The organism is Mucilaginibacter xinganensis (assembly GCF_002257585.1).
GTDB classification, from domain to species: domain Bacteria; phylum Bacteroidota; class Bacteroidia; order Sphingobacteriales; family Sphingobacteriaceae; genus Mucilaginibacter; species Mucilaginibacter xinganensis.
In genome coordinates, this window is the sequence record NZ_CP022743.1 from 1,500,394 (window position 1) to 1,519,084 (window position 18,691).

Sequence of the window (18,691 nt, forward strand, 5' to 3'; positions counted from 1 at the left end):
GGAGCGGGATATATTTAAGTTTTAGTGCTTGTAATATTTCATTGCTTCGGGTATCCGGTTCTGGATATCTGCAATACGGGTTGCATCGGCAGGGTGGGTGCTTAACAGTTCGGGCGGTGCACCGCCTTTATTTTGGGCTGCCATAACCTGCCAGAACGCGATAGCGGCATGCGGATCATAGCCGGCCAATGCCATAAACGTAAGGCCTAACCTGTCGGCCTCTGATTCCTGGCTGCGTGAATATTTTAATAATACCAAATTACCACCAACGCCGTATAGCTGGTTAATAATGGTTTGCGTAGCGCTGCTGCTGGTTGATGACGCTGCACCAACAGCGCCGCCTATACCCTGAACTGCCATTTGTTGTGAAACTCTTTCGGCAGAATGTCGGGCTATAGCATGGCCAATTTCGTGCCCCATAACTGTTGCCAGCATAGCATCAGTTTTGGCAAGTGGCATAATGCCGCTGTAAACGGCAACTTTGCCGCCTGGCATACACCAGGCATTTACCTCGTTGCTTTTTATTAGGTTAAATTCCCATTTAAAGTTATACTGATCACTAAAACCATTTGCTTTTAAATATCCTTCAATAGCGGCTGCAAGCTGTGCGCCAACTCTTTTTACGCGCTGTGCGTCAGTGCCGGAACTTACAACAACAGTTTTTGGGTCAGAAAGCAGCTGGCTGTAACTTTGCGCTGCCGACTGGTTAATCTGCGTATCGTCTACCAATGACAGTTGTTTACGGCCGGTTAAAGGAACGGTAGAACAGGAGTAAATGGTAACCAGGGATACGGTAAGCAGGGAAAAGATTTTTTTCATGTTGCGGTTTTTTTCTTGAATAAATTTATTCTCGACTCTTTACCTTTTAATAACCTTTCAATATTTTTTTGGTGCGTAACCAGTATCAATAAACAGATCAGCATTCCAAAAATAACTACAAGGTTATTGGTGTACTTGTTGTAAAAAAAAGTTACACCAATAAGGTAAGTAAAGCCTGCAGTAATTGAACTTAGCGATACGTACCTGGTAATTAACAGAACAATGATGAATACGGATACGCACAGTAAAGCTGCATTGAGGTTAACAGCTAAAACCATTCCAAACAGTGTTGCAATTCCTTTGCCGCCCCTAAAACCTGCAAATACAGGGAACAAATGGCCCATAACAGCGGCTATACCTAAAGCCAACTGGTAACTGATGTAATTTGAATGCAGGCCGCCGGTGGTTGAAACACCGATGAAATAGGCAAGGTTAGTAGCAGTCCAGCCTTTTAGAATATCAATTAACATAACTGGTATCCCCGCTTTTTTGCCCAATACCCTGAATGTATTGGTAGCCCCCGCGTTGCCGCTGCCATATTCCCTTACGTCGACGCCGTAAAATGCCTGGCCAATCCAAACCGCAGTGGGGATTGAGCCGCAGAAATAAGCCAAAATAAGCGCTGAAATTGAGTAGGCAGTTATCATTTCACCGCAATATTAATAAATTAAGTCCGAAAGTCGGGAACGTCCGGAAGTCCAAAAGAAAATACAATCCGTTATTGTTTTTTAGCATATTTTTCTAAGCCAATGGGTTGTTCAACTAATCTCTGATCACCAGCCTTTAACCGCTAACTTATCGCCTTTAAGCTCAAATCTAAGCTTTTTACTGAATGTGTTAAAGCACCTACTGAGATATAATCAACCCCGCAGGCTGCATAATCCCTGATGTTGTCGATAGTTATACCGCCTGATGCTTCCGTGATAAACCTTCCGTTAATGATCTTAACTGCTTCACGCAAATCATCAAAATTAAAGTTATCCAGCAATATACGGTTTATGCCCCCTGTTTGCAAAACTTGTTGCAGTTCTTCCAGGTTTCTTACTTCAATTTCAATTGCAAGCTTTTTGTTTTGATCTTTAAGATACTGGTGTGTATTTTCTATTGACTGCCTTATTCCGCCTGAATAGTCGACATGGTTGTCTTTGATTAATATCATATCATAAAGGCCAAAACGATGGTTTACGCCGCCGCCTATCCTCACTGCCCATTTTTCGAGATAGCGCATGCCGGGCGTTGTTTTGCGGGTGTCCAGAACTTTTGTATTTGTACCTTGCAGTATGTCAACTATCTCGCGGGTTTTTGTAGCAATTCCACTCATCCGCTGCATGCAATTTAGTACAAGGCGTTCTGCCTTTAAAATATTTTGTGCATCACCCTCAACCTCAAAAGCAATATCCTTTGGTTTTACTTTCGCACCGTCGTTCAAAAAGGTGGTTACCTTAAGTGAGGAATCAACCATACGAAATATTTCCAAAGCAAGTTCAATCCCGGCTAAAATGCCTTCGTCTTTTACTAAAAGTTTTGCTTTGCCTTTTGTGCCGGCAGGAATTGTCGCCAGTGATGTGTGGTCACCATCGCCTACATCTTCGGTAAGTGAATTTAAAATAAATTGATCAACGAGTTGTTTGTCCAAAACCTATTCTGTTTTTTGAACCCAAAAGTAATAATAGTTCATGGTTCGTGGTTCATGATTCCCGGAAAAAGTTGACAGGAACTTCAATGATTGATGGTTCATAGTTCATGAAAAAAATGAATGTATAGCAAAGTTTATAAACGATAGCCCAATGGTGTTTTGGTAAATTTGGGAAAAAATAACTAGCCGGGTTGTTTTTTACTATACACTAAAACCTATTTCACCTTCTCTGTCTCAATCCGCAATTCTATCAGTGACATATTTCCACCGGTATCTTTTAAAGTATAAGTTATACGGAAAGGTCCTTTTGGGGTGTTAGCTATAAGTACCCCAAACAGGTAATTAGGATTTGAATTTACTTTGTGCAGCATTTTGACTGACACAGGTTTATTCTGACTGAAAAATTTATCCAATATGAGGGTCGCCTGGACTTTAGAATAGATGTTTTCCTCATTCTCCATGGTTATCTGGACGTTTGGCGCAAATATTTTTGACAGTTCCTGGATGTTTCCCTGACGAATCAGCTCGGCAACCTTGTCAATAGGATCAATAACCGGGGGCGCAGGTAGCAGATAAAAAATAATGAAGAATGGAAGGTACAGTAGCTTCATAATAACTAACAGACAATTGATGGAAATGAACGTTACAAAAACTTAACAGTTAGCCGTTGATTTTGTTAGCTTAGTTGATTGATTTTTTTGGGCGGATATTAACTGTACCGGCGAATAACGGCATTAGTCACTTAATTAACTTAATCAACATTTAATTTATAACTTAACAACGTTGCCTTTATATTTGCATTGTGGAAAGACAAAAAAAAATTGCATTAATTATTCTTGACGGCTGGGGATATGGCCGTAATGATGCATCGAACGCTATAGTTGCAGCCAATACGCCATTTTTTGATTCGATGTTAAAACAGTATCCAAATTCTAAACTGGAAGCTTCAGGTACCGCCGTTGGTTTGCCTTCGGGGCAAATGGGCAACTCAGAAGTGGGGCACATGAATTTGGGCGCTGGCCGGGTTGTTTACCAGGAACTGGGCCGCATCCATAAGGCTGTGGAAGATAATGAGTTTCCTGCCAATGCTGTATTAAAAGAGGCATTTGAATATGCTAAGGCAAATAATAAAGATGTACATTTTATCGGGCTGGTATCCGACGGCGGCGTACACTCACACATTAGGCATTTAAAAGGTTTATGTGATGCCGCTGCTGCTTTTGCGCTTGAAAATGTATTTATCCATGCTTTTTTAGATGGCCGCGATACGGACCCAAAATCGGGTGCGGGCTTTATAACCGATCTGGAAGATCATATTAAAAATACCAGCGCAAAAATTGCTTCTGCAATTGGCAGGTATTATGCCATGGACAGGGACAACCGCTGGGAACGCGTTAAACTGGCTTATGACCTTATGGTTAACGGTACCGGCACAGCTTCAAACGATGTTGTGCAATCCATAAAAGAATCATACCTGCAGGATGTTACAGATGAGTTTATTAAACCTATAGTAAAGGTTGATGGCAACGGGAATCCGCTGGCGGTTATTAAAGAAGGTGATGTGGTAATTTGCTTCAATTTCAGAACCGACAGGGGGCGCGAAATTACGGTTGCGCTAACGCAAAAGGCTTTCCCTGAATATAATATGCATCCGTTAAACCTGGACTATATTACTATGGTGCCTTATGATGAAACCTTTAAAAATGTAAAGGTTGTGTTTAATAAGGAGGATTTAACAAAAACACTTGGCGAGGTTTTACAGGATGCCGGGAAAAACCAGATTCGCATTGCCGAAACGGAGAAATATCCGCACGTTACCTTCTTCTTTTCAGGAGGCAGGGAAAAAGAATTTATTAATGAGAAACGTTTATTAGTCCCGTCGCCTAAAGTTGCAACTTACGACCTGCAGCCCGAGATGAGCGCCGCCGGAATCCGCGATGCGATTATTCCGGAGCTTAAAAGCGGCTGGCCTGATTTTATTGTTTTAAACTTTGCCAATACCGATATGGTTGGGCATACCGGCGTATTTAGCGCAGTGGTTAAAGCTGCTGAAACAGCTGATGCCTGCACCAGAGACGTTGTGGAAGCCGGGCTTGCCAACGGCTATTCGTTTATTATAATTGCTGACCACGGCAATGCCGATTACATGATAAACGATGACGGATCGCCAAATACGGCACATACCACTAACCTGGTTCCGTGCATTGTTATTGATGATGATGTTAAGCAGGTTAAGGATGGTAAATTAGGTGATATTGCGCCAACTATATTGAAAATGATGGGTGTTGCAATTCCGGAACAAATGGGCGGGAATGTATTGGTGTAAATTAAAACAATTTACAATTATTGCTATATGCGCAGTTATAATGGCTTGCGGTTTGGGCTGCAAGCCGGAAATAAAGGAAACCGGCGCAGCGTTAAAATATTTTGATATCAAAGGATATTTTAACGCTGACACTGTCCGGCTAAATAAGCTGAATAAGCCGGTAATTAAAACGGTAACACATAACGGTGTTACCGAAACCCAAAAAGTAAAAATAGACAACTGGGGACGTGAGCTGGACCTGTTTGCTGCTGCTGATATAAATCGCCCCGCCTGGAAAAATAGCTACACGGTGGCGACCGGCGACAGTTTGATACTATACAAGGCCAAAGAGGACGACCTTAAAGTACGAGAGATTATTATTAAAAGTGAAAGCGGCAAAGTGAAGTGGATAGTGATCTACACGCGTACCAAAAATATTCTATACCAAACTACCGAAAAATTAAGCTATTATCCTGACTCACTTTATTTAATTGAAAAAGACCAGCGTGTTAGGCTGATGGGCCGGAACAGGTATATGATAAAGGGTGTAATTGAGCGCTAAGCAGATTCTATTTATGCGCAAATGCCTCGTCAAGCTTTTGCTTTGAAAGATCAATAAGGGTGGAGATATCTGTTCTGCCGGGGTTATCTGTTAAAACTTTTTCCAAATCAGCTATAGATGCTTTTAACGAATTTATAGCCCTGGGTTTATCATATGATCGGCCCGTGGCCTGCATTTTAAATATACCGTACTCACGGTAGGCAATCCCTCTAACCTGGTAATATTTGTTTTTGGTATCGTCCGGATCAATGGCTATGGCTTTTGTGAGATCAAATATTGACCCCAACAGATATTTTTCTTTATCGGCGGCAGACAGTGCGTTGTCTTTGCCCATGTAGCCTTTTGCCCTGGCCCTGTAGTAATACGCTGTTGCGTCGGTAGGGTTAATGGCTATCTCTTTGGTGTAAGCAGCTATTGATTTTTTATAATTTTCGCTGTGGTAATAGGAATAACCCAGCATTAGCAAGGCGGTAGAGTTGGTTGAATCAATAAGGCAGGCTTTTTCAAGCTGTGCTACCGCTGCTTTAAAGTCTCCATTCATTAAAGCCTGCTGACCCAACTTCACGTATGAGTTTTGGGCAGACGAGTTTTCAAAAGAAGAAATTATCAGGAAAGATATTATTACCGAAATCTTCATCAATGGATACTAATGTTTTACCAACAGTATAATAAGTAACTTATATAATAAGAAAATATTATGCCAACCGGCTTTTTTTTGTCCGGCTATTTTAAATAATTTATCAAACAGGATGCGATGATATGACTTTTTTTCATCTTTATCAAGGTTTTATGTTTTTTTGTTCAAAACCCTGATAATTTATAATTTACATATAATCAATGCGTTATGTGGTAACTGTAATTGTTGCTGATTATTATCCTATCTTGGCACATGTCTTGAAACATAGTATTTACCCGGGCATAATTAGTATTTGCCCTGTTCAATAATGCCTGTAAATTTGCAGGCTGACAATATGACGTTTTTTTATAAAAACATAAAAGGTAGTTAATGAATTTTGATCCATTTGATTTTAAAAGCGCTTTACCGGTTATAAACGAAGATTCCGAATTTTTTCCACTGATGTCCACAGAAGACGAGGAGGAAATGAATAACGAAGCGTTGCCGGAAGTGTTATCTATATTACCCCTTAGAAATACAGTGCTTTTTCCGGGTGTTGTAATTCCTATCACCGTTGGCCGCGATAAATCTATTAAACTGATTCGTGATGCAAACAAGGGAAACCGGATGATTGGGGTAGTTTCTCAACAGGATGTGGGGATTGAAGACCCTACATTTTCGCAGTTAAACAAAATTGGAACCATTGCGCTTATTGTAAAAATGCTGCAAATGCCCGACGGTAATACTACGGTTATATTGCAGGGTAAAAAGCGCTTTATTTTAAAAGACGAAGTACAGAGTGTACCTTACATAAAGGCTACCATCGAAGCTTTTAAAGAGGTAAAACATAAAGAGGACAAAGAGTTTAAGGCGATGGTATCGTCTATAAAGGATATGGCCATGAGCATAATCCAGTTGTCGCCAAATATCCCGAGCGAGGCCGGAATTGCCATTCGCAATATTGAAAGCACATCATTTTTGATCAATTTTATATCATCAAACATGAATGCTGATATGCTTGCCAAGCAACAACTGCTTGAAGAGCCAAACCTGCGAAACAGGGCAAACCTGGTGCTGGAGCATTTAACGCTTGACTTGCAGATGCTGGAGCTTAAAAACCAGATCCAGAGTAAAGTAAGGGTTGATTTGGATAAGCAGCAGCGCGATTACTTTTTAAATCAGCAGTTAAAAACTATCCAGGAAGAACTTGGGGGGTCATCTCCCGACCTCGAGATTGATAGCTTAAAGCTGCGGGCGGCAAAAAAGAAGTGGGCTAAAGAAGTAAAAGATCATTTTAACAAAGAGCTTGAAAAGCTGGTTCGCACTAACCCGGCCGCCGCCGATTATTCGGTACAGATAAATTATCTTGAACTGTTGCTTGATTTGCCATGGAACGAGTTTACCAAAGACAACTTTGATTTAAAACGTGCCCAAAAGGTGCTGGATAAGGATCATTTTGGTTTGGACAAGGTAAAGCAACGCATTATTGAATATTTGGCGGTGCTTAAGTTAAAGCACGATATGAAAGCCCCTATACTTTGTTTGGTTGGCCCTCCGGGAGTTGGTAAAACATCATTAGGTAAGTCAATTGCAAAAGCGTTAGGCCGTAAATATGTGCGCATGGCTTTGGGGGGCATAAGGGATGAAGCCGAAATACGCGGGCACCGCAAAACCTACATTGGCGCAATGCCCGGCCGGATCATCCAGTCTGTTAAAAAAGCGGGCGCTGCAAACCCGGTTTTTATATTGGATGAGATTGATAAGGTGGGCAATGATTTCCGCGGAGATCCTTCATCAGCTTTACTGGAGGTACTTGACCCGGAGCAAAACAGCACTTTTTATGATCATTATGTAGAGATGGACTTCGACCTGTCAAACGTAATGTTTATCGCGACAGCAAATTCACTGAGTTCCATACAGCCAGCTTTGCTTGACCGTATGGAGATTATTGAGGTGAACGGCTATACCATTGAAGAAAAGGTTGAAATAGCTAAACAACACCTGATCCCCAAACAAAGGGATGCGCACGGTCTAAAAGCCAAGGATGTTGTTTTAAAGCCTGAAATTATAGAAAAACTGATAGTTGACTATACCCGTGAATCCGGTGTGCGGTCATTGGAGAAAAAAATAGGTTCGCTGGTACGTGGCGTAGCAAAAAATATTGCCCTGGAAGAACCTTATAATCCGGCAGTAAATAAAAAGGATGTAGAGCGGATATTGGGTGCGCCAATATTTGACAAAGATTTGTATGAGGGCAATGATGAGGCCGGTGTGGTTACAGGTTTGGCATGGACCTCGGTAGGCGGAGATATATTATTTATTGAAGCAAGTTTAAGCCCCGGCAAGGGTAAGCTAACGCTAACCGGAAGTTTGGGCGATGTAATGAAAGAGTCAGTAACCATAGCATTGGCTTATTTACGCGCGCACGCTTCGTACTTTGACATTGATCCGAGATTGTTTGACCTTTGGGATATTCACGTACACGTACCCGCAGGGGCTACACCAAAAGATGGTCCGTCGGCAGGTATTACCATGCTTACTGCTTTAACATCTGCATTTACCCAGCGCAAGGTTAAACCTAACCTGGCTATGACCGGAGAGATTACCCTGCGCGGGCGCGTATTGCCCGTTGGTGGCATAAAAGAAAAAATACTGGCGGCCAAGCGCGCCAATATAACAGAGATCATCCTGTGCGCATCAAATAAAAAGGATATCATGGAAATTAAGGAAGATTATATAAAAGACCTTAAGTTCAACTATGTAACCCAAATGCGCGAAGTAATCGATCTCGCATTGTTGAACGAAAAAGTCAAAAATCCCCTCGACCTTACGATTAAGCCCGAGGCCGGAAAGCCCGCAGCTTAATCAATATCGTAAAAAGCCGTTTTGCTATTCAAACCGGCTTTTTGCATTAAATAAGAATTTTTATGCCGTCCATAGCTTTCTGACGGCCCTAACTGAAACCTTTTTAGGCGCTGTAGCGTATTACCGATTATCATAATTATAAAGTAATTATGATATTAGTTAACAACCCAAAATCTAAAAAAGTGAAGAAAACTTTTACACTGAAAGCTGTTTTTTTATTACTACTTATCGCATCATCGCATTATCTGAAGGCTCAAAACCTTGAAGAGAACCCTATTAAAAGAGACTCAACTATTGTTGAAGTTAAAAAACCGAGAACCGTATTCCTGGAAGTGGGCGGCCCCGGGCTGGCACTTACCGTAAACTACGATACCCGTTTTGGCGACAAGAGAGACAAATGGGGATACCGTGTAGGGGCAGGGTACTACAATACTGGCGCCAACTGGGTTGCATCAGTTCCGCTGCAGTTAAATTATTTATATGGCATAGGTAAAGGGGCAGGCAACAGCTTTGTAGAACTTGGTGCAGGCACAACCTTTGTACGCTCGCAGGGAAGTTCAAGAGGTACTACATTTCAATTTGACAACATTACAGGCTTTATTGCCACAGGCACTATTGGCTATCGTTTTCAACAGGATAACGGCGGTATAAATTTCAGGCTGGCATTTGTGCCTATCCTTTATGATGACGGCTTTATTGCCGAAGGTGGCTTTAGTATCGGTTATACTTTTTAGCTGCTGATAAAATAATTTAAAAAGCCCTGAATTATCGGGGCTTTTGCTATTTTAGACGGTTAATGCTATAAAGCCCGGATGAAAATTAAACTAGTTACCCTCCTGATCAGCCTTTTTTGCGCTGTTACCGTTTTTGCACAGTCACATCGCAATGAAATAGGAATTCAAACCGATAATGACTCCTACCTGGGCCAGGGATCGGACAGGTATTATACCGACGGGATCTTTATTCAGTTCAGACGCGCCCTGACCGTAAAAAGCGGCGATAGCACCCGGCTGCTTAACAAAGTACTGGGGTTGGAAATTGGACAGAAGATCTATAACCCTCAAAGCGGAAGTGTATTTTATAAAGAGGCAGACCAACCCGAACTGGTTGACCGCCCGTTTGCCGGTTACCTTTATGCAGGTGCAACCCTTAACTTTTTATACAAGGATGAAAGCAACATAAAAATAGGGGCACAGATAGGTATTATTGGCCCGGGGGCATATGGAAAGCAGGTGCAGGAGTATGTACATGATAACTTTGGCTTTTACCATCCCAGCGGCTGGGAATACCAGATTAAAAACGAAGCGCAGCTAAACCTCAGTGCCGAATACAACATGCTGCTGGCGAGAGGTAGCTGGATTGATGTTTCATTAACAAGTTATGCGCATTTGGGTAACGGCTTTACAGGCGCAGGTGTCGGGCCTATGCTAAGGATGGGCGCATTTAACCAGTTGTTTAATTCAGTGAGTACACAAAGTACTGCAATTGCAAACTCAACGGTTGCACCCCTGCATGCACACGAGATATTTTTTTACTATAAGCCACTTTTTAACTATGTAGCTTATGATGCAACTATACAGGGCGGTTTATTAAATAAACATAATGATCCTAACAGCCTTGAAATAACCCGTAACAAGGAGCCATTTATCTTTAGCAATCAATTGGGCGTAGCTTTTACAACCGGGCGTTTTGTAATTGATGCCGCAGCAATATTCCATACCAAAGAGGTTAAAGAGATGGTACGGTCAGAACAATGGGGGAGCGTAACGGCAGCTTACAGATTTAAGTAAAGAGATTAGTGATTGAAGGTTAGCGATTAGTTATTTAGTTCTTAAAATCTCCTGTTGCTAACCATCAATCACCTTCGCCAAACCCCTTCTTCCTGCTGTCTTTTTTGGTTGACTGGATTTTTTTTGACTGCAGGCGGGCTGCTTTTGCAGCTTTGCTTACTTTGGTTGCCTTGCGTACCTTAGGTTTATGGAGTGCTTTGGTCAATAATACGGTTAGCCTTTCAATAGCTTTCTCCTTATTAAGGTATTGGCTGCGCTCTTCATCGCAAATTACCTGTACAAGCCCGTCTTTATTAAAACGCGATTGCAGTTTTTGGTTTAATAGTTCCTTCTCCTCATCAGTAAACAGCAGGGAGTTGCTGATTGAAAACAATAGTTCGACCTTGCTGGATACCTTATTTACATTTTGGCCCCCTTTGCCGCCGCTGCGGGAGGCCTTATAAGTGGTTTCTTTTTGCAGGTCGGCTTTAGAAAAATTCATGGCCGAATTTAGCGAAAGTTTATTGCCGGTGGCGAGCAATTTGCTGTTGACTTGATAAATCTGCCGGTTGCCCGATGCCAAACTGCCAACTTTTTCCTATTTTAGCCACCCATGGGTAATAACATCATAGTTGCCATTGATGGCTATTCATCGTGCGGAAAAAGCACTTTAGCAAAGGCGTTAGCCAAAAAACTTCATTTTATATATGTTGACAGTGGTGCAATGTACCGGGCTGTGGCATTGTATTTTTTAAGAAATAATATAGACCTTAAGGATCCTGAGCAAATTGCTGAAGCGCTGAAAAATATCCACCTTAACTTTCACTCGCGCGACTATCAGACCCATATCACTTTAAATGACGAGGAGGTATCTGACGAGATCAGGCTGATGCCGGTATCTGAAACCGTAAGTGCCGTGTCGGCCATCCGCGCAGTGCGTAAGGAAATGGTGAAGCAGCAGCAACGCATGGGCAGATCAAAAAATATAGTGATGGATGGCCGCGATATCGGAACCGCGGTATTCCCCGATGCGCCTGTTAAAATTTTCATGACGGCCGACCCTAAAGTAAGGGCCGAAAGACGTTTTAAGGAACTTGCACCTAAAAATCCGGATATAACCCTGGAAGATATTTTTGAGAACCTGGCCCACCGTGATTACCAGGATACCACGCGCGCTGAGAGCCCGCTGGTACGTGCCGAAGATGCCATCATACTGGATAATACCGATTTAACCCCCGATGAGCAACTGCTGTTTGCATTAAGCCGGGTTGAGCCGTTTTTGTAAGCAGGATACACATTAGCTTATTTTACTGGAGTAATACATCTTGAACCAGTTAGGAATATCCTTTTCGTTGATATCATCCCATGATTTTTTCCCGGCAATTATTTTGAAATGCGCAAACATTTTGAAGTCCCCTCCTTCTTCCGAATTATCAAAAAAGAATGCCTGATAAGCTAATTGTGATGCTTCATGCAATAAATCCAGGGCGCGATAATACCTGGTTTCAATCTTATTTATTGGGACAGCGTGTCCTCCTTTTTTAGTACGGGCTTCCACGCGGAAAATATTTATCTCCGGAGATTCTGTGCAAACAAAATATAAATAAACTTTATATCCTGCATCAACTGCCTCGCGCATAATGTTAAGTTTTGATCTGTGCGAAAAAACAGTTTCAAATGAAAATCTCTTTCGCTCTTTGAGTAATTTTTTTCGGAGGTAATCAGCAATGATTTGCGCCAGGCGTTCAATTTGAGGCCTTTTGAGGCAATAAATGGAGTTATTATTTATCCTATAGATTGCAATTAAATTAGCTAAGGTAAATTCTTTGTTTAGTAAACCCGATTCCGAAACTATTTGATTGAATTCTTCGGATGTTGCCTGGAGATCAAATTGGTTAAAAGAATAGCTTCTTGTTTCTAGAGTTTTAGCGATGTCATCAGCATTAATGTAATATCCAAATTCGACATTTTTCTCATTAACTTTATACTTTCTAATAAAGTCAATTACAGTGCTTTTTCCTGAACCGTTTGGACCTGCAAATACCCTTAGTTTCGGTTGTCCGGTATCCATCTATTTTAATCAAGAGCCAAAGGCCCTAAATTGGAAGATGATTTGATCTCTTTAATGCGCTCAATTGTTCCGTCTTTAAATTTTTTAACCACCCATCCGTTCAGCGCAATAACATTGTACCCCATAATATCCATTGTTTCCTTAGCGGCTATTTTCATGCCTTTTTTGGTTGCACGAACAACAACCCTCTTGGTTAAATATTCCTCTTGTGAGTTCATATATAAATATACGATTTTTTTCAAAAATTGTTATCTCTTCAGTTTATTGCTGAAATTATTCTGCATTAAACTTCTCGGCGCTTACGCCAAACCTGTTCAGGAAATCAACCCCTTCATCGCTTGCCAGGCCTTTATAGGCGGCGTATGATTTATCGAAAAACACTTTCTTAACACCGGCTGAATAAATAAGCCTTGCACAGGGAAGGCATGGCGACAGGGTGGTGTATAGCGTGGCACCTTCAAGGTTTGCACCATTTTTTACGGCGTAAAGGATGGCGTTCTCTTCGGCGTGCAGCGCCAGCGAGCAGCTTCCTTTTGAATCGCGCGGGCAGCCGGTGCCTGGCCATTCCTCGTCGCAGTTGTGGGTGTGCGCAGGAGGGCCGTTGTATCCAATAGAAATGATCCGGGTGTCTTTGGCTAAAACAGCACCGACCTGTGCTTTAACGCAGTGTGAGCGCTTAGCCAGGTCGGTTGCCAGGTTCATAAAAATATGGTCGAAACTTAATTTGGTCATAGTGATTAGTGGTAAGAGATCAGAGGTTGGAAATCTCGACTAATCTTTGATTTCTAACCTCTGGTCTCTAAATATTAATGGCCGCCAGAGGCTTGCACATGATCAAGGTCGATGCCTTGTTTAAGTAATTCCCTGCTAACTTTCCAGGCGAAATAAGCCAGATAAGCAAAGCCCAATACAGGTACGATGTAAGAGAAATGGATCCCGCTCATGCCTGCAATTATATTATTACTGCCATCTGCAATTTTACCTTGTAGTGGCGGGATGATCGATCCGCCTAAGATCATCATAATCAGGAAAGCAGAACCCTGGCTGGTGTATTTGCCAAGACCGGTAATTGATAAAGCGAAAATGGAAGGCCACATAATTGAACAGCACAAGCCACCGCTTATAAATGAAAATGTTGCAACCCTGCCTGTGGTGAATAAACCAATCAGCATAAAAATAACGCCTAATATGCCCAGTACAGAAACGGTACGGGTTGGCTTTTGCTGACCGATAAAGAATGCAACAACCAATACAGCAACACAAATACCGTAAACATAAAGGTTGCTTACATCAACACCCGACAGTGAATTTACCATTAAAACAACGCCAAACGCCAAGAACGGTATAATAACGTACAAGACGTATTTAGTTGTTTTTGAAAGGTTAAAGGCACCTATTGAGCCTGCAAACCTGCCTATCATTAAGCTGCCCCAATACAATGAAATGTATGGCGCAATCTGTGATTCATTGAATGAGCCAAATTCAGGTGTTTTTAATAATGAACCCATGTTACTTTGGATAGTAACCTCGGTACCTACATAGGTGAAAATTGCGATCATGCCCAGGATTAACTGAGGGTATTGCATTGCACCCCAACCTTCTTTGTTCTTTTGCGCTGCAAAAATTGTACTCACAAGCGTTACCAAAATTATGGCTAACGATGCATAAACAAAATATTGGCTGGGAACACTTGTTGCCTTGCTTAAAGGATCGGCTGCTAATATCATTAAGAAAGCCACAAATATTACCAAAAGCGGTGTGTTTGCCTTTTTGCTCGATTCTATTTTCTCATCGCTGGTAACTTTAGGGAGTTTTGATACCCAAAAGAATAAGGCCACAGCTAAAAATAAGCCAGCCAGTAAGTAATACAGGTTATTAATAGAGGATATTTTTACATCAGCTGCTGCCGTATGTGCACCGGCTGAACCAAATAGTACAACACTTACCACAACAGGACCCAATAAGGCACCTATATTATTGATACTGCCGGCAAAGTTTAAACGGTTTGAGCCGGTTTCAGGCGGCCCCAGCACAATTACAAAAGGGTTTGCAGCGGTTTGCTGTAATGAAAAGCCCAGGGCAATTACAAAAAAGGAACCCAGGATAAAACCAAACGAACCCGAATTTACAGCGGGAATCATTAAAAGAGCGCCGAACGCCGATAAAACAAGGCCTAATATGATGCCATTTTTATAACCGAGCTTATTTAAGATATCTACACCTGATGCTGAAGATGCAAAGTATAATATCAAAGAACCAATAAAGTAACCGCCATAAAAGGTAAAATCAATTAATTGTGATTCGAACTGAGTTAAACTAAAGTGAGTTTTACAGAAGGGTATGAAAATACCATTGGAGGCAGCTAAAAAGCCCCAAAAGAAAAATACAGTAATGATAGTGTACAATGCTGTACCGTAACTTTTTGCGTTATTTTGTTCCATTATTTAATTGGGTTGATACAAAAGGTATATTTTAAAACACTAAACATAACTATTTTTTATAATTCTGCTATATTTTAAATTAATTAAATCACAAATTTAAGTTTGGTTGTTTACCATATAAAATTGCATATTCGTGCTGCATTTTTTTATTTTAACCGGCACGTAAGCCTTAATTAATGATAGAAGCTGTTATTTCGGGTATAGGGTTTGGATTAGTGTTGACGTTTTTGACCGGCCCGGTTTTTTTTGCATTGATAAAGACCAGTATTGAAAAAGGCTTTCATGCAGGCGTTGCCCTTGCGCTGGGGGTGGTATGCAGTGATATGGTTTTTGTAGGGGCCATTTTGTTTGGTTCGCAGTACTTTGATATTACAGCGCATGATAAAACCTACGCGGGCATTTTTGGCAGCGCCATCCTGTTTGCAATAGGCCTGTATTACCTGTTTAAAAAGGCCGAGATAAATTACACCAATACCGTACCTACCACGCTGCACCGCGCCGGCTACTTTTTAAAGGGCTTTGTGATGTGCATTTTTAACCCCACCATATTATTCCACTGGACGCTTGTTATAGGTGCTGCAAGTACCGTTTACCATGAAGGGGTGCCCAACAGGTCGTTAAAAATCGGTATTATGTTTTTAACCATACTTGTGGTGCAATTTGGCCTTGATACTACAAAAGCGTTTTACGCCGATAAACTGCGCGACCGGATTTCGGTAAAGTTTGTTCACCGCCTTAATGAGGTTGCAGGCGCGGCCCTTATTATCGCTTCATTTGTTTTGCTTGATAAATTGGTTACCCACTTTATTTTCCCGGCCCCCGGATCATAAAGCTATTTTGTTAATCCGCCTGATGATTTCCACCGGTTTTTAATTTAATTAAAGCTATCTTTAAGAAATTCTGGTTTTACCTGCGCTGGCTGCGCTTAAGCATTGCCGCTTTTTACCGGCAATATTTTTTGCTCAAGCTAATAATACCCCGGTAAATACGTTATAGTAGTAATCAATCTCAGTTACTCCCGTAAAAATGGAATTATACGGCAACTATGCCTTAGGTCAATTTGCTGTTTTTATACATTTAAAAAAATAAATCACTCACTAAATCATTAACACATGAGCAAAGACAGAAAAACGGTTAAAGAAGTTAAAAAAGTAGCTACCGTAAACGCAAATAAAAAGGTATCATCTTACCAGTCTGAAAAAGGTTCAAAGTCTGAATCTACCACAGGCAAAAAGTAAAATAAAATCATGAACGAAAAAACGATAGAGCTCCAAACCAGGATGTACCTGTACGATTTGATGAATGCGGCCAAAGAGCATGGCTTTAAGGCGGAAGACAGCTGGGAACTAAACATGGTTACCGACAGCGGCAGATCAAAACTGCAAAAAGATTATTACCCGGTTGTTTCGGTAAAGATCCTTCCTGAGATGCTTTTACAGGTTTTTCATTCTGCTAAAACAGGCTTAAAGCAGTCATTTTCAAATGAAAATAATTTGCCTGATGCGAAAAGTATTTTAACCGAAAACATCAATTACCTGGTTGCCGTTAATTTAAAACGTCCCAGGGGATAGTTTTTCAAAACGCCTAAGGGTGACAAAAATCCCGCAGGCGTGCAATATTAAAGCCCGACAGAATTAACTTCTATCGGGCTTTGTATTTTACTTTCGGTTTTACGGGTAATCAATTATAACCACGGGCATTTTTACCTTCCATCCAGTTTGCAAAGGCTTTGTTAACCACCTTGTTGCCGCCCGGGGTTGGGTAATTGCCAGAGAAATACCAGTCGCCTTTATGATCAGGGATGGCCTTGTGCAGGTTATCAAGGGTTTGATACAATACTTTCACTTCGGCTTTTATCCCTTTAGGTGTAATGATCTGCGCAATGCGGTCAGAGATCTGCTGATCGGTAAATGGCTCATAAATGGCCTTTACGTAATTTTCAACTTCTTCTTTAGGCAGTTGTGCACTGTCTTTACACTGCTTATATACTTTCAGGATCACATCATCCTTGCCTGCATCTTTCAATAAGCTTATAGCCGCTTCAAAAGCAACAAACTCGCCCATGCGCGACATATCAATGCCATAACAATCAGGGAAACGGATCTGCGGTGCCGATGAAACCACTACAATTTTTTTAGGGCCCAGCCTGTCGAGGATCTTGAGGATACTTTGTTTAAGCGTTGTTCCGCGTACAATTGAATCATCAAGTACTACCAGCGTGTCTTTATCCCTGTTTATTAACCCGTAAGTGGTATCATAAACGTGTGCCACCATTTCACTGCGGTCGGCGTCCTGCGTAATAAAAGTACGCAGCTTAACGTCCTTAATGGCAATTTTTTCAACCCTTGGCGCCATTGAAAGCACTTCGGTTAATTCTTTCTCGCTGATCTTATCTGCACGGTTCAGTAATTTATCGCGCTGGTATTTTTTTATGTATTTGTGAACACCTTCAACCATGCCGTAAAAAGCGACTTCAGCCGTGTTGGGGATGTAGGAGAAAACAGTGTTCTTCACATCGTGATCCACATAATCCAAAATCTGGTCGCAAAGTAAACGGCCCAGCTGCTTGCGCTCGCGGTAAATGGAAGCATCGCTGCCGCGCGAGAAATAGATGCGCTCAAATGAGCAGGCTTTTTTCTCAGCAGGCTCACTCACCATATCCTCGGTGATTTTGCCGTTCTTCTTTACAATCAGGGCATGGCCTGGTTTTATCTCTTTAATATCCTCCATAGGGATGTTAAAGGCGGTTTGCAGTGCAGGCCTTTCGGATGCTGCCACCACAATTTCATCATTATAATAATAAAAGGCAGGGCGAATGCCGGCCGGGTCGCGCATTACAAATGCATCGCCGTGGCCCAGTATGCCTGCTATGGTATAACCGCCATCCCAGTTTTTTGCAGATTTACGCAGAATTTTGGCAACATCCATATCATTTGCAATCAGCTTGCTGATCTCGATGTTATCATCCAATCCTTCGCGTTTGTACTGGTCAAACAATCCCTGGTTCTCCGTGTCAATAAAGTGACCTATTTTTTCAAGAACAGTAATGGTATCGGCTTTTTCCTTTGGATGCTGGCCCAGGTCATACAACTGTTGCAGCAGTTCATCAACATTGGTCATGTTAAAGTTGCCGGCAATAACCAGGTTACGGGTCATCCAGTTGTTTTGCCTTAAAAAGGGGTGGCAGTTTTCAATACTGTTTTTGCCGTGGGTGCCGTAGCGCAGGTGCCCCAGCAACACTTCGCCGGTAAAGCTTACGTGTTCTTTGAGCCATGCGGCGTCAGACATTTTTTCGGGCATTTCCTTTTGGATGTCGGCAAACTTCTTTTGGATGTACTCAAAAATATCAGCAACAGCATTTGAGGCCATTGACCGGTGGCGGCTTATGTAGCGTTTGCCCGGTTCAATATCCAGCTTAATGGTAGCAACACCGGCGCCATCCTGGCCGCGGTTATGTTGTTTTTCCATTAGGAGGTAAAGTTTGTTTAGGCCGTAAAGGGCCGTGCCGTATTTTTCCTGGTAAAAAGAAAGTGGCTTTAACAGTCGAATGAATGCAACGCCGCATTCATGTTTTATCGAATCACTCATGATTGTTAATGAGCGGCAA

General features: G+C 41.8%; 20 protein-coding genes. 9 read left to right on the forward strand and 11 right to left on the reverse strand.

Going from position 1 to position 18,691, the window contains the following annotated elements; translation table 11 throughout:
• Window positions 1–21: 21 nt before the first annotated feature.
• The 4 genes from MuYL_RS06640 to MuYL_RS06655 all read right to left on the reverse strand — a co-directional run bounded on the left by MuYL_RS06640 (window position 22) and on the right by MuYL_RS06655 (window position 3,066).
• Window positions 22–819, reverse strand: a complete 798-nt coding sequence (locus MuYL_RS06640; RefSeq protein WP_094569783.1) for a M48 family metallopeptidase — start codon at window positions 817–819, stop codon at window positions 22–24.
• The gene (gene plsY / locus MuYL_RS06645) at window positions 816–1,466 is read right to left on the reverse strand and encodes a glycerol-3-phosphate 1-O-acyltransferase PlsY (protein ID WP_094569784.1); all 651 of its coding nucleotides are present in this window, start codon (window positions 1,464–1,466) and stop codon (window positions 816–818) included. Before plsY ends, MuYL_RS06640 begins: the two co-directional genes overlap by 4 nt.
• A 143-nt stretch (window positions 1,467–1,609) precedes the next feature.
• Entirely contained in the window at window positions 1,610–2,455 is an 846-nt protein-coding gene (nadC, locus tag MuYL_RS06650; RefSeq protein WP_094569785.1) for a carboxylating nicotinate-nucleotide diphosphorylase, read from the reverse strand.
• A gap of 215 nt (window positions 2,456–2,670) precedes the next feature.
• Window positions 2,671–3,066 (reverse strand): DUF4783 domain-containing protein, encoded by a 396-nt coding sequence (locus MuYL_RS06655; RefSeq protein ID WP_094569786.1) that lies wholly within the window; start codon window positions 3,064–3,066, stop codon window positions 2,671–2,673.
• 191 nt (window positions 3,067–3,257) lie between these two features.
• Here MuYL_RS06655 and gpmI point away from each other — a divergent pair, with 191 nt between their 5' ends.
• Both gpmI and MuYL_RS06665 read left to right on the forward strand, forming a co-directional pair.
• A complete protein-coding gene (gene gpmI, locus MuYL_RS06660; protein WP_094569787.1) occupies window positions 3,258–4,781 on the forward strand; it encodes a 2,3-bisphosphoglycerate-independent phosphoglycerate mutase in 1,524 nt (507 codons plus the stop codon).
• 40 nt (window positions 4,782–4,821) lie between these two features.
• On the forward strand, window positions 4,822–5,322 hold the full coding sequence (locus MuYL_RS06665; RefSeq protein ID WP_094569788.1) for a hypothetical protein: 501 nt from the start codon (window positions 4,822–4,824) through the stop codon (window positions 5,320–5,322).
• Window positions 5,323–5,329: 7 nt separating this feature from the next.
• Here MuYL_RS06665 and MuYL_RS06670 read toward each other — a convergent pair whose 3' ends face one another.
• Window positions 5,330–5,959 carry a tetratricopeptide repeat protein gene (locus MuYL_RS06670; protein ID WP_094569789.1) on the reverse strand — a complete coding sequence of 210 codons (630 nt, stop codon included), beginning with the start codon at window positions 5,957–5,959 and terminating at the stop codon, window positions 5,330–5,332.
• A 369-nt stretch (window positions 5,960–6,328) separates the two neighbouring features.
• Between MuYL_RS06670 and lon the strand changes: the two genes are divergently transcribed.
• From lon to MuYL_RS06685, 3 genes are all read left to right on the forward strand, one after another.
• Window positions 6,329–8,803 (forward strand): endopeptidase La, encoded by a 2,475-nt coding sequence (lon, locus tag MuYL_RS06675; protein WP_094569790.1) that lies wholly within the window; start codon window positions 6,329–6,331, stop codon window positions 8,801–8,803.
• 182 nt (window positions 8,804–8,985) lie between these two features.
• Window positions 8,986–9,537: a hypothetical protein gene (locus MuYL_RS06680; RefSeq protein WP_157740653.1), complete on the forward strand. Its 552-nt coding sequence runs from the start codon at window positions 8,986–8,988 to the stop codon at window positions 9,535–9,537.
• A gap of 78 nt (window positions 9,538–9,615) precedes the next feature.
• Window positions 9,616–10,593 carry a lipid A deacylase LpxR family protein gene (locus MuYL_RS06685; RefSeq protein ID WP_094569792.1) on the forward strand — a complete coding sequence of 326 codons (978 nt, stop codon included), beginning with the start codon at window positions 9,616–9,618 and terminating at the stop codon, window positions 10,591–10,593.
• A gap of 64 nt (window positions 10,594–10,657) precedes the next feature.
• On the opposite strand, the gene arfB is transcribed toward MuYL_RS06685, so the two are convergent.
• Entirely contained in the window at window positions 10,658–11,074 is a 417-nt protein-coding gene (gene arfB, locus MuYL_RS06690; RefSeq protein WP_094572878.1) for an alternative ribosome rescue aminoacyl-tRNA hydrolase ArfB, read from the reverse strand.
• Between the two features lie 111 nt (window positions 11,075–11,185).
• Here arfB and cmk point away from each other — a divergent pair, with 111 nt between their 5' ends.
• On the forward strand, window positions 11,186–11,857 hold the full coding sequence (gene cmk / locus MuYL_RS06695) for a (d)CMP kinase (protein WP_094569793.1): 672 nt from the start codon (window positions 11,186–11,188) through the stop codon (window positions 11,855–11,857).
• 12 nt (window positions 11,858–11,869) lie between these two features.
• Here the strand turns inward: cmk and MuYL_RS06700 are convergent, their stop codons facing one another.
• The 4 genes from MuYL_RS06700 to MuYL_RS06715 form a co-directional block, all read right to left on the reverse strand.
• The gene (locus tag MuYL_RS06700; RefSeq protein WP_094569794.1) at window positions 11,870–12,643 is read right to left on the reverse strand and encodes a hypothetical protein; all 774 of its coding nucleotides are present in this window, start codon (window positions 12,641–12,643) and stop codon (window positions 11,870–11,872) included.
• A gap of 5 nt (window positions 12,644–12,648) precedes the next feature.
• Window positions 12,649–12,861, reverse strand: a complete 213-nt coding sequence (locus MuYL_RS06705) for a hypothetical protein (protein ID WP_094569795.1) — start codon at window positions 12,859–12,861, stop codon at window positions 12,649–12,651.
• Window positions 12,862–12,916: 55 nt separating this feature from the next.
• On the reverse strand, window positions 12,917–13,375 hold the full coding sequence (locus MuYL_RS06710; protein WP_094569796.1) for a deoxycytidylate deaminase: 459 nt from the start codon (window positions 13,373–13,375) through the stop codon (window positions 12,917–12,919).
• A 74-nt stretch (window positions 13,376–13,449) separates the two neighbouring features.
• Entirely contained in the window at window positions 13,450–15,084 is a 1,635-nt protein-coding gene (locus MuYL_RS06715) for an MFS transporter (RefSeq protein ID WP_094569797.1), read from the reverse strand.
• Window positions 15,085–15,260: 176 nt separating this feature from the next.
• Here MuYL_RS06715 and MuYL_RS06720 point away from each other — a divergent pair, with 176 nt between their 5' ends.
• The 3 genes from MuYL_RS06720 (at window position 15,261) to MuYL_RS06725 (ending at window position 16,655) form a co-directional block, all read left to right on the forward strand.
• Entirely contained in the window at window positions 15,261–15,914 is a 654-nt protein-coding gene (locus tag MuYL_RS06720) for a LysE family translocator (protein ID WP_094569798.1), read from the forward strand.
• 282 nt (window positions 15,915–16,196) lie between these two features.
• Window positions 16,197–16,322 (forward strand): hypothetical protein, encoded by a 126-nt coding sequence (locus MuYL_RS23725; RefSeq protein ID WP_262493664.1) that lies wholly within the window; start codon window positions 16,197–16,199, stop codon window positions 16,320–16,322.
• Between the two features lie 9 nt (window positions 16,323–16,331).
• Entirely contained in the window at window positions 16,332–16,655 is a 324-nt protein-coding gene (locus MuYL_RS06725; RefSeq protein ID WP_094569799.1) for a hypothetical protein, read from the forward strand.
• Between the two features lie 109 nt (window positions 16,656–16,764).
• Here the strand turns inward: MuYL_RS06725 and MuYL_RS06730 are convergent, their stop codons facing one another.
• Window positions 16,765–18,672 (reverse strand): class II glutamine amidotransferase, encoded by a 1,908-nt coding sequence (locus tag MuYL_RS06730; protein ID WP_094569800.1) that lies wholly within the window; start codon window positions 18,670–18,672, stop codon window positions 16,765–16,767.
• Window positions 18,673–18,691: the final 19 nt, after the last annotated feature.